This window comes from Mycobacterium adipatum, assembly GCF_001644575.1.
Classification (GTDB): domain Bacteria; phylum Actinomycetota; class Actinomycetes; order Mycobacteriales; family Mycobacteriaceae; genus Mycobacterium; species Mycobacterium adipatum.
Genome location: NZ_CP015597.1, coordinates 221,955 through 234,665, shown reverse-complemented (window position 1 = coordinate 234,665; position 12,711 = coordinate 221,955). Strand labels below are relative to the sequence as shown.

General features: G+C 67.2%; 15 protein-coding genes and 1 pseudogene. 2 read left to right on the top strand and 14 right to left on the bottom strand.

The window, feature by feature from the left end; all coding sequences use genetic code 11:
- Window positions 1–3 precede the first annotated feature (3 nt).
- The 6 genes from A7U43_RS28835 to A7U43_RS28815 form a co-directional block, all read right to left on the bottom strand.
- Window positions 4–762, bottom strand: coding sequence for an ABC transporter ATP-binding protein (locus A7U43_RS28835; protein ID WP_082902515.1), 759 nt, complete (start codon window positions 760–762; stop codon window positions 4–6).
- Between the two features lie 1,055 nt (window positions 763–1,817).
- Window positions 1,818–1,973: a hypothetical protein gene (locus tag A7U43_RS30175; RefSeq protein WP_197500124.1), complete on the bottom strand. Its 156-nt coding sequence runs from the start codon at window positions 1,971–1,973 to the stop codon at window positions 1,818–1,820.
- Between the two features lie 66 nt (window positions 1,974–2,039).
- Window positions 2,040–2,495, bottom strand: coding sequence for a hypothetical protein (locus A7U43_RS30505; protein ID WP_231963834.1), 456 nt, complete (start codon window positions 2,493–2,495; stop codon window positions 2,040–2,042).
- A gap of 260 nt (window positions 2,496–2,755) precedes the next feature.
- Window positions 2,756–3,001, bottom strand: a complete 246-nt coding sequence (locus A7U43_RS28825; RefSeq protein ID WP_068004360.1) for a hypothetical protein — start codon at window positions 2,999–3,001, stop codon at window positions 2,756–2,758.
- Entirely contained in the window at window positions 3,001–3,441 is a 441-nt protein-coding gene (locus A7U43_RS28820; protein ID WP_068004357.1) for a hypothetical protein, read from the bottom strand. The genes A7U43_RS28825 and A7U43_RS28820 overlap by 1 nt, the downstream gene beginning before the upstream one ends.
- 297 nt (window positions 3,442–3,738) lie before the next feature.
- Window positions 3,739–4,578, bottom strand: coding sequence for an ImmA/IrrE family metallo-endopeptidase (locus A7U43_RS28815; protein ID WP_068004354.1), 840 nt, complete (start codon window positions 4,576–4,578; stop codon window positions 3,739–3,741).
- 199 nt (window positions 4,579–4,777) lie between these two features.
- Between A7U43_RS28815 and A7U43_RS28810 the strand changes: the two genes are divergently transcribed.
- The gene (locus A7U43_RS28810) at window positions 4,778–5,131 is read left to right on the top strand and encodes a hypothetical protein (protein ID WP_068004352.1); all 354 of its coding nucleotides are present in this window, start codon (window positions 4,778–4,780) and stop codon (window positions 5,129–5,131) included.
- Between the two features lie 90 nt (window positions 5,132–5,221).
- Here the strand turns inward: A7U43_RS28810 and A7U43_RS28805 are convergent, their stop codons facing one another.
- The 4 genes and pseudogenes from A7U43_RS28805 to A7U43_RS28790 all read right to left on the bottom strand — a co-directional run.
- A complete protein-coding gene (locus A7U43_RS28805; protein WP_068004349.1) occupies window positions 5,222–5,878 on the bottom strand; it encodes a hypothetical protein in 657 nt (218 codons plus the stop codon).
- Between the two features lie 208 nt (window positions 5,879–6,086).
- Complete coding sequence (locus tag A7U43_RS28800) at window positions 6,087–7,052, bottom strand: DUF4192 domain-containing protein (protein ID WP_068004346.1); 966 nt, start codon at window positions 7,050–7,052, stop codon at window positions 6,087–6,089.
- A 231-nt stretch (window positions 7,053–7,283) separates the two neighbouring features.
- On the bottom strand, window positions 7,284–7,526 hold the full coding sequence (locus tag A7U43_RS28795) for a hypothetical protein (RefSeq protein ID WP_068004343.1): 243 nt from the start codon (window positions 7,524–7,526) through the stop codon (window positions 7,284–7,286).
- Between the two features lie 177 nt (window positions 7,527–7,703).
- Window positions 7,704–7,904, bottom strand: a pseudogene (locus A7U43_RS28790) (AAA family ATPase); the annotation flags it as partial.
- A 104-nt stretch (window positions 7,905–8,008) separates the two neighbouring features.
- Between A7U43_RS28790 and A7U43_RS28785 the strand changes: the two are divergent.
- A complete protein-coding gene (locus A7U43_RS28785) occupies window positions 8,009–8,719 on the top strand; it encodes an HNH endonuclease family protein (protein ID WP_068004477.1) in 711 nt (236 codons plus the stop codon).
- 327 nt (window positions 8,720–9,046) lie between these two features.
- Here the strand turns inward: A7U43_RS28785 and A7U43_RS28780 are convergent, their stop codons facing one another.
- Genes A7U43_RS28780 through A7U43_RS28765 form a run of 4 tightly spaced genes read right to left on the bottom strand, consistent with a single transcriptional unit; the run spans window position 9,047 to window position 12,711 of the window.
- Window positions 9,047–9,931, bottom strand: coding sequence for a cytochrome c biogenesis CcdA family protein (locus tag A7U43_RS28780; RefSeq protein ID WP_060999578.1), 885 nt, complete (start codon window positions 9,929–9,931; stop codon window positions 9,047–9,049).
- Complete coding sequence (locus A7U43_RS28775; protein WP_060999576.1) at window positions 9,928–10,701, bottom strand: DsbA family protein; 774 nt, start codon at window positions 10,699–10,701, stop codon at window positions 9,928–9,930. The genes A7U43_RS28780 and A7U43_RS28775 overlap by 4 nt, the downstream gene beginning before the upstream one ends.
- A gap of 36 nt (window positions 10,702–10,737) precedes the next feature.
- The gene (locus tag A7U43_RS28770) at window positions 10,738–11,823 is read right to left on the bottom strand and encodes a sulfite oxidase (RefSeq protein ID WP_060999574.1); all 1,086 of its coding nucleotides are present in this window, start codon (window positions 11,821–11,823) and stop codon (window positions 10,738–10,740) included.
- 51 nt (window positions 11,824–11,874) lie between these two features.
- The gene (locus A7U43_RS28765; protein ID WP_060999572.1) at window positions 11,875–12,711 is read right to left on the bottom strand and encodes a sulfite exporter TauE/SafE family protein; all 837 of its coding nucleotides are present in this window, start codon (window positions 12,709–12,711) and stop codon (window positions 11,875–11,877) included.

Here is a 12,711-nt window from a genome sequence, read left to right as displayed (position 1 = left end):
CTCCTAACTCGTCAGCAGTTCTCGCAGATGACGCTCTGCTGTTTCAAATCCTGGCCCGTCGAGGTCGCGCGTTGAGACGTCAACGATCTCTTGCACGTGCGATGGAGAATCGCCCAGGACGATGATGCGATCACCCAGGCGTAGCGCTTCGTCGATGCTGTGGGTCACGAACAGCAAGGTGGACTTCGTCTGATCCATGACACGCCGGAGTTCGGCCTGAAGACGTTGGCGGGTCAGCGCGTCGAGAGCAGCGAACGGTTCGTCCATCAACAGGATCGCCGGTTCGATTGCCAAGGCCCGGGCGATGGCCACTCGCTGTTTCATGCCGCCGGACAGTTGGTGGGGGTAGAGCCCGGCCGCCGTACTGAGTCCCATCAGGTCTAGGTAGCGCTCAGAAGTCTCGGTAGCCGCTGCCTTGGACCGGCCTACGGCCCGTACTGCATAACGGATGTTGTCGATGGCGGTTTTCCACGGAAACAGTTGGTCGAGTTCCTGAAACACCACTCCGCGGTCAGGCCCTGGACCAGGAGAACTGACTCCGCGGACTCTCACCTCACCGGACATCGGTGTGATGAAGCCTGCGATGGTTTTGAGTAGCGTCGATTTCCCACATCCTGACGCACCGATCAGCATCACCCGTTCCTGCGGGCGAATCTCAAAACTCACGTCGTCGAGGGCAACCCGAAAGGTGCCGTCGACTCGGTATCCGACTTTGAGGCGATCGGCGACCAGAATCGCTTCCATACTGCGGGGTTCACTCATCGCAACAACCTGTACTAAATGCGGCTTGGTGAAGCATCATCAATTCTCCTCGATCGGGGGATACAGCGGCGGCCGACTACATGCAACAGCGGATGCAGCACGATTGTTTTGGGCTCCTGTTACCTAGCCGTCACTGGAGATTGCGCATGCGTTACGCCACGACTCCCACGTCAAGCGCCGAATCCAGCGGCAATCACTGCGATCGTCGAACCCCGTGGTGTCCCGGTACAGCGCGACCGCTAGTGTCCCGAGATCGTGACCATCTGGCCGGGATCGCGAACCAATTCGCCACCCCTTGGACTGGGTGGACACAGGATTCCTCGCCGACGACATTGGCGATTCGGCTGCCGAGCAATGATCAGTACCAGAGGATGAGCCTCGGTGAGGGGGCGTGAAAGTGGGTGCACCTTCCCGAGGATGATCTGAAAGTCCAGTAGCTCTGATCAAGACCGGCTTTGGCGCGCTGGCTGGCAAGGTACGCCCATGCTCACGGTAGTTAACGATGGCGCCGAGGCCAACGACGAGGCGGCTGGTCATCGGTCGTTGTTGGATGAGATCGTTCGCGACGGTGCCCGGCAGATGTTGGCCGGGGGGCCCACGGCTACCGCTGAACCCCATTCCCCTCGACGCGTGAAAAGGGTGGGGACATGAAGCGTCAAAATTGTGATAGTGGAAGCCAAATAAGGCCGCCGGTGTGCGGTCTACGACGGGCCTTGGCCAAACTCGAGAATCGTCAAGTGCCGCCTAGACATGTGCGATCCGCGGCGGTGCAGCAATACATTGCCACCCAACGCCGCCCGTGAGGCCGAAACCGCTACGACTGATTCTGGCGCTTGTCAACTGTCGGCCAGCCGTGAATCGAGCAGATGGCGCCCCCGTGACCTGTTGTTGTGCTCCGCCCCCGGTATACTTCGTTCTACATGGGGCGATCAGGCTATCCAGCGGCAAGCTAAGCAACAGCTCAGATAAGCGACAGAAATATGGTGGTGCCCCGCAGGCGGAGGAACCTGCGGGGCACCAGTTGGGGGGTGACGCGCTGGCGCACGCCCAGGGGTCTAGCGGCGGTCGTAATCGCGTCGCAGGTTCGCCACGTCACGACGGTCCTTGCGGCGCTGCTTGCGCACCGCCCGCTGGTGATCACGCTTATTGGTGGGCAGCCGCCACGCGCCCGTCCAGGCGGTCACTCCGGCGGTCTTGGTTACCTCGGCCATGTTCGTCACTCCCCTATGTTGAGAACCGTAGGCCCGCCCCACTGGCTTGCCCAACACCTAGAGACGTTACCGCTGGGCACCGACATCACCGGGCTCGACGTCGGGGTCAGGCCACACCAGCAGGTTGGACGCGACGACATCGAGGTACTGCGCCGTGGCATCTGCTTCACCGGTGGCCCGAAACGTCGAGGTCTCCCCCGTCATCAGGCTCCGCACGCCAAAGAGCCGGCGGTTGTCGTCCCAGCCAGGACCGCGGTAGTGCGCCCCAGGCGGCGCGTCCGTCTCCGGATCGCCGTCGTAGACGGTCCCATCGTCGATGAAGACCCGCACCCGACCCGTGCTCTCGGTGGTGTCGATCTGCACGACGTGCGCAGCGTCGAGGTCGCTGACAAACCCGCTCACCATCACCGCGTCGTCCTGGTCCTCGGGGCCGCCCCTCGAGCACCAGCGCCGCCAACCGCTGCGCGCTGTCCAGAAGGTCCTCGACAATGCCGAAGTCCTCGGCATCAGTGGCCGCAGCATGCCGCCACTGCGCCAGCACGCGCCGCGTCCGCAGTGCCTCATAGCGCCGCGCCACTGAGGGCCTGACGGGGCGCAACTCAGCGACCAGGAACCGCATCTCTAGGCCGTCCAGGGCGCCCGTGGTGGCCTCAATCCGCCGGACGTCGCGCAGAGCACCCTGTGCCGCCACAACGCGGTACAGCGGGCCGTCCAGGCGTCCGCTGCGCAGATCCTCCACGGCCTCGACGGATGCGCCGACCGGCAAGGCCGCAGAATCCACCTCAGCCCCACTCATTGCTCAGCCCCACCAGCTCGGGATACTCAGGGCAGGCCAGCACCGTCACCGTGTACAGCGATCCGAGGTCGCTGCCCTCACCCGCGCCGTGACCGTCGCCGGTGTAGTCGAACAGGTGGTCCCACAGATCCTCCTCGCCGCGGAACCGATCCAACGTCAGCGCATGGGTCTGCTCGGACTCGTGGCCGTCGCTGTAGGTGTTCTCCACCTTGATCGTCAGGTTCAGCGCCATCAGTGGGCCCCGCCCACGTGCGCGGCCAACGACTGTCCACGCGCCACGATTTCGGTCGACAGCGCCACAAGGCGCTCCAACTCGTCGAGCTGCTCGACCGACAGCCCCGCGCTGGTCTCCCCGTCACCGCCCAGGAACACCGCGACCCCGAAGATCGGCTGACGCAGCGGAGCTGTCCGGCTCGCGATCATCGTCGCGACCGGATTGACCGCTGCGGTCACCGCGGCCCGGTCGTTGAGGTCCAGGAACACCAACGCCTCCTCATCGAGCCACAGATCCAGCCCACCGGCCAACCGCACCAGCTGCACCACCTGGCATCCGATCTGTTCACACAGCATCCCGATCGGACTGCCGTACTGGTCGACCGTCAGCGGCACCCGCCGCGCCGACCCGTCCTTGTCCACCCGCAGCCCCACCGGCGCATTCTCGACAACGCTCACGACATTCCCCTTCCCTGGGAACCCAGGGCCGACCCGACTGGCCTGCCCAACACCTATGACTCTACCGCCGAGCACCGACAAGCCGAACACACCAAACCCGCACCGCCGCAGCGCATGTACCGACCACCGCCCCGCCCCTGTGTCGGGTGGGGTGGTGGTTCGCGCAGCGCACAGACGACAGTGCCCGCCTGGCGACGGGGGGATCGCCAGGCGGGCACCGCGAGGGCAGGCCGCCGGCGCAGCTGCCGGAGGGGAAGTGTTGGGGAACTCTCCGGCGCGCGCCCAGCGGCCCGCGGCTTATGAGGCGATCGCCTCGCCGGCCTCCTCGTCGACGTCGGCGTCGGCGACCGTTCGGCCGGCCCTCAGGATCTTGTCCACCGCGGTGAACACCGCCCGGATGTGAGCCTCGGTGACCTGCTCATCCCCCAGCCAGTGCTGGATGTAGGCACGCGACTCCGCCGGCGCCCACTCGCTCAACTCGAGGTTGTGCGCCAGCAGGTACGCCGCCGCCTCCGCTTGGAACTCCGCGACCCCGCGGCTGCAGGGGCTCTCGCCCTCGGCGCTGTCGGTGGTATGTCCCAGCATCACGTGGCCCAGCTCGTGAAAGAACGTCTTCAGCGGATACTTCGCGACCGGGCTCACCGCCACATTCCGGGCGAACGAGTAGCCCTGGCAATTGCCGTCGATCGACGCGTAGGGCACCTGCACGATGTCCAGCGCTGCCAGTGCGCGTTGCGCGTCCCACTCGGGCAGCTCAGGCCAATCCACCTCGGGCCCGACAGTGTTGCTATAGGGAAAAGTGGACCTCTTCAGCCTGAACCGCATTGCCACGACGACCTTTTCGCCGCTCTCCTCGTCGGTCTTGCGGATCGGCCGCGGATGCAGCACCGCACGGCCGCCACCCTTGACAGGGATTCGGCCCAGGGCCTTCCAGACGCTGAACGGTGCGCACGGTTCCGTGACGCCCTGCGACCACAGCAGGATCTGGTTTTGCAGCGAGTACTGGTAGAACCGGCAGTAGGTGTCTCCGAGGTGCCCCGGCATCGTCATCGCCTGTTCGAGCAGCACGCGCCAGTCGACCTGGCCGTCCTCGTCGACAGCTGCCGGCGAAAACCGCTCAATTGTTGCTGCAGTCATGACAGTCCCCTTCCGGGATTTCGGGGCCGGCCCCAACTGGCCTGCCCTACATCGAGAACACTACCGGCCCCCACCGACAAGTTCTCTCGGTGCGGCGATAAGTCCCCTTATCACTTCACCATGTTGCGCCCGGGTACCCGCACGGGATGTGCTGTCTGCCAACGCTTCACACGTACGTGAACAGAGAGGACCACGATCCGTGACCGACCCGACCGACACCCCGCCGTGGCACACCGAGCACCACCAGGTGCTCGACTTCGCCGCCGTCCTGACCGCCGCCGGCACCCTGACGACTGCCCGCGATGCACTCGACTACCTCGACTCCCCGCACCGTTTCCACCCCGAGCACGCCCTCTGGACTCGCTGCGACCACCCGCGGCCCCCGTCGCCCGACGACCTCGCCAACGCGCGCCAACTCGGCCGCACCAGCCCCCAAGCAACCGAGCTGCGCCGCCTGCACCACACCGCCGCCGCCACCTGGGACGCGTTCTGCGCCCTGCTCGACGAGTTCGACCACACCGGCCGTCCACTGCGCGCCGTCGATCGGCAATAGGAACACCCAGCACCCCACCCCTGTGCCGAGGTGGGCAAGTGAGCGGTGCGACCTGGTGGCGGGCCTGACGACCGGCCACCAGGTCAGCTCTCAGGCCTCCTCGATGTCCACGACGTCGTGGTCCTGGATCGCGTCGGTCATCATTCGCGCGCCCAGACCCTGAACCGCATCGGCGACCATCTCGTCGGTGACCTCGCCGCCCGCGGCTTCAGCGTTGCGCCCGGACGCCGGGATCCGCACCCGAACCGTCACGTCCACCACGCACATGTACTCGCGCGACCGCGGCCGCAACCCCTGCTCCATCATGAAATCGTCGAAGCGTTCGCAGAGGCTGTTCTCATCGGCGTACTCATGCGCCGCATCGACGATGTTCGCCAAGCGCCGCTGCAGCGCCGTCAGCGCCGAACGCGTCGCTTCCGCCTCGCCGCGCGCTCGCCGGGCCGCCCAGAACGAACCAGCCAGCGCCGGAGCCCACGCCGGCATCTCCCCTTCGGTCGGTACCGGATCGCCGGCCACGTTGACCTCCGACAGCGCGCCGGCCGCCACCACCGAACATCCATCGAGCCTGACGATCGCGCACTGTCGCTGCGCCCCCGCCGCCGCAGTCTCCTCGACGACCAGCCAGCCCGGCACCGGACCATCAGCCAGCGACGCGCACACCACCGCGCCGGCCGGCACCCCGCCCTGCAACGCCTCGGACACCGAACGTGACACCACAGCCACCGAACCCTCAACCACAGCAGTCACGACATTCCCCTTCCTGGGAACCGTGGGCCGGTCCGACTGACCTGCCCTACACCCGTGATTCTACCGAGCACCACCGACAACCCGAAGCCGAAACAGACCTCTCGGCAACACTTTTGATACCCCCACCCCACACCTGTGCCGGGTGGGGTGGTTCGACGACGGTGGGCGCCGGCCACCAGGACCGACGCCCACTAACAACCCGCAGCGCCTACACCGACACCGCCGGGGGCAGCGCCGCAGTCAGCCCGCGGATCGCCTCGGGCCGGACACCGCTCTGCAGCGCAGTGTCGAGCAGCTCGGCCATGCGGTGGGTCGGGTCCTCGGCCTGTACAGCTTCCAGGCACACCCCCGCCAGCGGCCCCTCACCCCGCACGTAGGCCGCATGCGACTTCAAGACCAGCGCCTCGGAGCGGAACGGCTGGGGCAGCACCCGCACCAGCTGCGACCACAGCTGATCGGCCGCCCCTGCCTCGTCGCAGTCGACCAGCGTCATCAGCGCATCACGCACCCGCAGATCCACCAGCATCGCACCGACGGCCGCCAGCTCGACATCCGAGAGCACCGCCCCCTCACCTACGCGCCGCACCAGCGCCACCGCCGCACGAACCGCCACAGCCACGTCCTCGACGGGACCACCGGCACCGGCCAGCATGGGCTCCAGCACCGCAGCCCGCGCCACATCAACAGCAACCGTCGCCTTCAACTCCTCCCGGCTGCCGTACATCCGGTGACCCGCCACCACCGCAGCAGCCGCCGCCGCCGACGTCGCAGGATCGTCGACGATCCCGCCCTTGCCGCAGTTGTCGACGCAGCGCCAACGCCCACCCGCCTCGATCCGATCGACCACCACCGCATCGAGCAACTGCGCACCGCGTCGCTCCAGCGCCGCCGACAGTTTGCGCGCCTGCTCACCGAATTCGTCCGCGCACATCGCACACGAGGCGTTCTCAGCCGACACGAACACCGCCACCGCGCCCTGAGCACCACCGCCCACGACCAAATCGGCCAACCTCTCCGGAGCATCCGGCGACGCCGCGTCACTGAGGTCCAGGCGCATCACGCAACCCGCCTCACCGTCCTGCACCGCCACCACCACCAGCGACTCGACCGGACGAAACCCCAGCACCCCCAACAGGTTCGAGATAACGGCTCCCAGTGCCTTGATTGCGTGCATTGCACTCCCCTTCCGGGAATAGAGGGCCGGTCCCACTGACCTGCCCAACAACGTGAAGCCTATCCGACACCACCGACAACCGCAGTCGAATCCGCCACGCACCACGCATCTTTCGTCAGACTTTCAGAACCCCCTCCCCACCCCGTGCCGGGTGGGGAGGGGGTATGCGACTGGGCGCCGGCCCATACGTGACGGGCCGGCGCCCAGCGCCCGGACAAAGTGCCGGCCGGCCTACCAGCCGTCCTCATCCCAGGACTCTCCGGCATACGCGGGATCGAAGTCGCTCGGAGCGTGCTCGGGATGCCGCCGGCGGATTTCATCCATGCGCGGCTGGACCCGCTCGACGTACGCGTCGTAGTGCCCATCGCAGCGGTAGTAAGCGTCTCCACTCCCGCTCAGCGTCGAGCGCGCGAACGTCTCCCCCGTGCAGCCTTCCGGCCCGTCCAAGCAATCCCCATCGCCATAGACCGCCATGATTGTTCCCCTTCCGAAACTGAGCCCGCCCCAACGACTTGCTCGACACCCCTGACACTACCGGGCACCACCGACAAGAACCCCTTACCGCACAACGGATACCGAACCTCCACCCCACCCTGTGCCGGATGGGGTGGGGTGATCAGATCGCACCGGCCCAACGGCGGGCCGCGCCCGTCAGAGCGCGGCCAACACCGCCAGTGCGTGCACAGCCTGCGGGTTGTCGGTGGCAGCATCCAGCAGCGGTCCGGTCGCCGGATCGGTGAGGATCGTCAGGTGCGCGCGGTGCCGACTCAGCGTCACGCACATGCGGCCCGCGTCGAGGGCGAATGACTCCGCGCTGCGGTACCCGGCCATCGGGTACAGTGCCACGACAGCTTATCCGTAACTGTCACGGGACTGGGCGTCGTTTGTACTGTTCAGCGCGTCGACGGCATATCGTCTACGTGCGACGGGGTGTGTCGCGGACGAGGGGCGATCTGATGACCCGCGCGCGGACGATATGGCTGGCGCTGTTCGCGGCGGTCTCGGTCTTGGTGGCTTATCAGACGGTGGTCTCGGCGGCTGAGCAGTCGGCTCAGTTCATCGCGGCCGCGGATGTCCCCACGGTGGCTCCGGGTGAGGACGTGCTTGCCGGCGTCGCGGTGGTCCCGCTTCGGGTTCGGAGCCAGGATTACCGGCGCGCCGCGTTCGGCGAGTCGTGGACCGACGACAACGATGCGCCTGGCGGTCACAACGGATGCGACACCCGCAACGACATCTTGGATCGCGACCTGGTGGAGAAGACATACGTTGCGATCAGCCGGTGCCCGACGGCGGTCGCAACCGGAGTTCTGCACGACCCCTATACGAGCCTCACGATCCCATTTACTCGCGGCAACCAGACGGGGGCCGCCGTCCAGATCGAGCACATCGTGCCCCTCGCCTACGCCTGGGACCAAGGCGCGCGGATATGGACGGACGCCTTGCGCGTGCGCTTTGCCAACGATCCGGCGAATCTTGTTGCGGTGCAGGGACAAGCGAACCAGGACAAGGGCGATAAGGAGCCGGCGCTGTGGATGCCACCCAATGAGGCCTTCCACTGTCAGTACGCGATGCAGTTCATCGCGGTCATGCGGGGATACGGGCTGCCGGTCGATGCGCTATCTGTCCAACCACTGCAGCAAGCTGCCCACACGTGTCCCGTCGGCTAAAGACCTTCGTCAGCTCGCGGGGGGTTGAGCGTCTGCTTCTGGGTGTTGTCTTAGATACTCGGCTTCGATGTGTCGAACTCGGCGACGTTCGCGGCTGAGCCAGCCAAGCCCTCCGGTTAGCAGCGCGGCTGCGATTACGGCGCAGACGATGCCAATAGTGGGATAGCCCGTGGCAAACGCGTAGAGGGCCGCGAAGATGAAGGCACTGGCGGCGCCGACGGCGATGAGCGCCGGCATAGCTCGGGTGTTTTTCCAGTTCTGCCCGGCGTGCTTGCGGGTAGTGCGTGCGTGGTCGACTGGGTCGTCGGCTCTATCTCCCATGCTGATTCAGTACCCCTTTCCATGGACGTTGACTTCGTTGGTACAGGGTGGGTGTTCCTCTGCCGGTGGCTCGCGAGGCTTCCGACGTATCCGTGCGATAAGAACGGCTATGGCGACGAGGGCGGCGACGAGCCCGAGAGCCAGCAGAGTGTTGGTCTCGGCGGCGACTCGGCCGAGCCGGCCCTGTAGCGCGACTTGGGTTTCGGCGCTGAGGATGCCGCCGAGGTTGGCGGTACCGGCGGTGGCGAGGAACAGCACGCCGATGCCGATGAAGAGTGTCCCGGAGATGAGCGACGTGGTGTGGGTGTGCACGGGGCCGATGTGCAGCGGTCGCCCGCGCAGCCATGACTTCTCGTTCAGGTGCAACCGGTCCCACAGCAGCGCGAGCAGGGCGAGCGGCGTCGTCATCCCAAATGCGTAAACGGCCATGAGGAGTGCGCCGTAGAGCGGATCCCCTCCGGTGACGGCGACGGTGAGGACTGCGCCGAGGAGCGGCCCCGAACAGAAACCGGCCAGTCCGTAGACGGCGCCGAGCGCGAACACCGACAGAGGGGTGTTGATGCGCAATGATCCGGCCGCACGTTCTGCCGGTCGGATGGTGAAGCCCTTGCCGAGGATCATCACGATGCCGAACGCAATGATGACGACGGCGGCCGCCAGCGTGGTTTGCGCTCGGTAGGCGGTGATGGCGGCGCCGACGGCACCGACGCCTGCACCCAGTGGCACCAACACGGCGGCCAGGCCGAGGAGGAACACCGCGGTGCGGGCCGCGGTGGTTCCCCAGTCCGTGAAGGCGTAGGCGAAGAACGACGGCAACAGCAGTGCCGAGCACGGGCTCAGCAGTGCCAGCACTCCGCCGAGGAAGGCACCGAGGATGCCGATCTGAGTCACGGGGTGACGTTCTTTCCGGCAGCGAGGTCGTCGATGAGTGTGGTGAAGGTGTCGGTGGGTTGCGCGCCCAGCACGGGGTGTCCGTTGATGGAAAACGCAGGAGTGGAGGGGATTCCGAGGCCCTGTGCCTGCACGAGGTCGGCGTGGATGGCGGCGTCGTACCGGGTGGCTGCGGCGTCGGCGTCGAATCGGTTCAGGTCGGGCACGCCGGCCTGTCGGGCGAAGTCGTGCAGCGCGGCCGCGGTGAGGTCGGGGTGTCCCTTGGGTGGGGCTGCGGCGTAGACGGTTTGGATGAAGGGCCAGAACCGGCCCTGCGCGGCGGCCGCGCGTGCGGCGCGGGCGGCATCGGTGGACTGGGGCCCGAAGATGGCCATGTCGCGCCATTCGATGCGGAGAAGTCCCGTGTCGACGTACCGCTCGACGAGGACGGGTTCGGTCTGACGGGAGAACTCAGCGCAGAACGGGCAGCGCAGGTCGGCGAATTCGATCAGCACGATGGGTGCGGTGACCGAGCCCTGGGCCAGCGGATCGTCGGGGTTCCGCCGGGCCAGGTCGCCGAGCGGGCCGATTGAAGGTTGAGGAGCAGCGGCGACCGGCGGCGGAGGTGCCGCCGCGGAGCCGACGTCCGAGCGCGACGGCGTCACCGCGTCGTCGATGCCGACGTGCCGGATCGCAAGGACGGCGGCCAGGATCACGGCGACGACCACGGCGACGCCGAGCAGGATGAGGTCCCGTCGTCGAGTCCGGTTGGTGGGAGAAGATACTGGCATACGGCTGATCGTCCTTCCGTCGGTGTTTTGTCGGATTCAGGTGACGTGGAGCGTCATCCGGGGCCAGGAGTTGTTCAGGTAGCCCTTCGGATTCCACACTGCAGCAGGGGTTTCCGGCTGGGTTGTGGCGGTGTCGTCGAATGCCCGGATCACCAGGGACAGCGGCCCCGGTCTTGCGCACAGGGTGTGAGTCCAACGGCACCACGCCCACGGACCATAGGGCAGGTCGAGTTCGGCCTGGTTCCAGGTGGTTCCGCCGTCGGTGGAGACGTCGACCCGCTCGATGCGGCGGCCGTTGCCGGGTTGGGCGTAGCCGCCGACGGTGACTGGCCCGGCCGGCACGCGATCGCCGTCGGAGTGGGTGAGGACGTCGCAGTTCAACGGGAGCGTCGACAGCGAGATCCCGTCACCGGGGCCGGCGGCTCCGGGGTCCGCGTCGGGGGCGAGGATGCGGTAGGCGCTGGCCTGGAAGTAGTTGTCGGTGGGGGCGTCGATGACGGTGATCGCGGTGACCCATTTGACGCTGCGGGCACCGATGTAGCCAGGGACGACGATGCGGACGGGCCCGCCGTGAATGCGGGGCAGCGGCTGACAGTTCATACCCCAGGCGAGCAGTACTTCGCCGCTGCGGGCCTTGGCGATGTCGATGGAGCTGCCGTAGGGCTGCGGCGGGGTGGCCACCTCGGACACGTCGGGTCCCGTGAACGCGACGTGCAGGTCCGGATCGTCCTCGGCCCCGACGGCGTCGAGGATGTCGGCCAGGCGCGCGCCGCGCCATTCGGCGGTCGACACCGCGCCGGATCCCCACGGGTCCTCCCCTGGGATGGGGCGGACGTCGATCAGTCCGGCGCGGCGGTTTCCCGCGCACTGCAGTGTCGCGGTCACCGCGTGGGTGGTGAACCGCTGTCGGATCTCGTCGAGGTTGAACACGTGCGGTCGTTCGACGCGACCGCTGACGTCGAGTCGCCAGTCGTCGGCGGTGATGGCGGGTATCGGGCCGTGGTTACGGCTGTAGAAGGCGTCGACGGGGGTGATGTCACTCTCGGCCAGCACCTGCGGGGTGGGTTCTGCGTTGAAGGGGTCCTGTTCGTGAACGATCATGTCGGAGCGCTTGTCCCACATGGGATGTCCTTCCGATCGGATTCGACGGTCACTCGGGTGTACCCGCCGCGTCTACATCGGTAGCGCGAACACGGTGTCGGCGGCGACGAACGCGGCGACCGCGATCAACACGATGGCGAAGCTGCGCGTTAGAGCGGTGGGCGAGACGCGTTCGCTGATGCGCGTGCCGAAGAACGATGCGGCGATCGCGGCCACGGTGAACGGGAGCACCACGTGCCAGTCGACGGTTGTGGATCCGATGCGTTCGGCGAACGCACCGGCCGTGGTGATGACGATGATCACCAGCGAGGTGCCGACGGCGACCGGCATCGAGAAGCCCAGTGCCAGCACGAGTGCCGGCACGATGAGGAAGCCGCCTCCCACGCCGAGGAATCCGGTGAGGAACCCGACGACCAGCGCCACGGCGAGCACCCGCGCGATCCGCGTGGCGGCGCGGGTCCGGGTGCCGGTGCGGGTGAGCGTGGTGGTGCCACCCGAAACGTGTTGTTTGTCGGGCGGTTCGGAGGTGTCGGGCCCGGGGGCGGTGCGTCGGGTCCGGTAGAGCATGGCGCCCGCCGCCAGCAGCATCACCACCGACAGTGCCAGCATCAGCACCTCGGGGTCGGCCGCGCGGTTGGCGATCGACCCGCCGAACGCCGTCACCGAGGCGACGACGCCGAAGATCGCGGCGGCCCTCCAGTCGACGTGGCCCGCGCGGGCGTGGCCGATGGTCGCGGTCAGGGCGCTCAGTCCCACGATGATCAACGCCGCACAGGTCGCGGCGTGCGGGTCGAGGTGCAGCAACGACACCAGCACGGGGACGGTCAAGATGGAGCCGCCGCCGCCGAGAGCGCCGAGGCACAGTCCGATGACGGCTCCGGCGGCCAGGGCGATCAGCAGCGGCGCCAT

Excerpts from the sequence above, each read along its gene's own strand:
- A7U43_RS28835 (WP_082902515.1), bottom strand. The coding sequence starts at position 762 with ATGAGTGAACCCCGCAGTATGGAAGCGATTCTGGTCGCCGATCGCCTC.
- A7U43_RS30175 (WP_197500124.1), bottom strand. The coding sequence starts at position 1,973 with ATGGCCGAGGTAACCAAGACCGCCGGAGTGACCGCCTGGACGGGCGCG.
- A7U43_RS30505 (WP_231963834.1), bottom strand. The coding sequence starts at position 2,495 with ATGCTGCGGCCACTGATGCCGAGGACTTCGGCATTGTCGAGGACCTTC.
- A7U43_RS28825 (WP_068004360.1), bottom strand. The coding sequence starts at position 3,001 with ATGGCGCTGAACCTGACGATCAAGGTGGAGAACACCTACAGCGACGGC.
- A7U43_RS28815 (WP_068004354.1), bottom strand. The coding sequence starts at position 4,578 with ATGACTGCAGCAACAATTGAGCGGTTTTCGCCGGCAGCTGTCGACGAG.
- A7U43_RS28800 (WP_068004346.1), bottom strand. The coding sequence starts at position 7,052 with ATGCACGCAATCAAGGCACTGGGAGCCGTTATCTCGAACCTGTTGGGG.
- A7U43_RS28795 (WP_068004343.1), bottom strand. The coding sequence starts at position 7,526 with ATGGCGGTCTATGGCGATGGGGATTGCTTGGACGGGCCGGAAGGCTGC.
- A7U43_RS28785 (WP_068004477.1), top strand. The coding sequence starts at position 8,009 with ATGACCCGCGCGCGGACGATATGGCTGGCGCTGTTCGCGGCGGTCTCG.
- A7U43_RS28775 (WP_060999576.1), bottom strand. The coding sequence starts at position 10,701 with ATGCCAGTATCTTCTCCCACCAACCGGACTCGACGACGGGACCTCATC.
- A7U43_RS28770 (WP_060999574.1), bottom strand. The coding sequence starts at position 11,823 with ATGTGGGACAAGCGCTCCGACATGATCGTTCACGAACAGGACCCCTTC.
- A7U43_RS28765 (WP_060999572.1), bottom strand. The coding sequence starts at position 12,711 with ATGGCGCCGCTGCTGATCGCCCTGGCCGCCGGAGCCGTCATCGGACTG.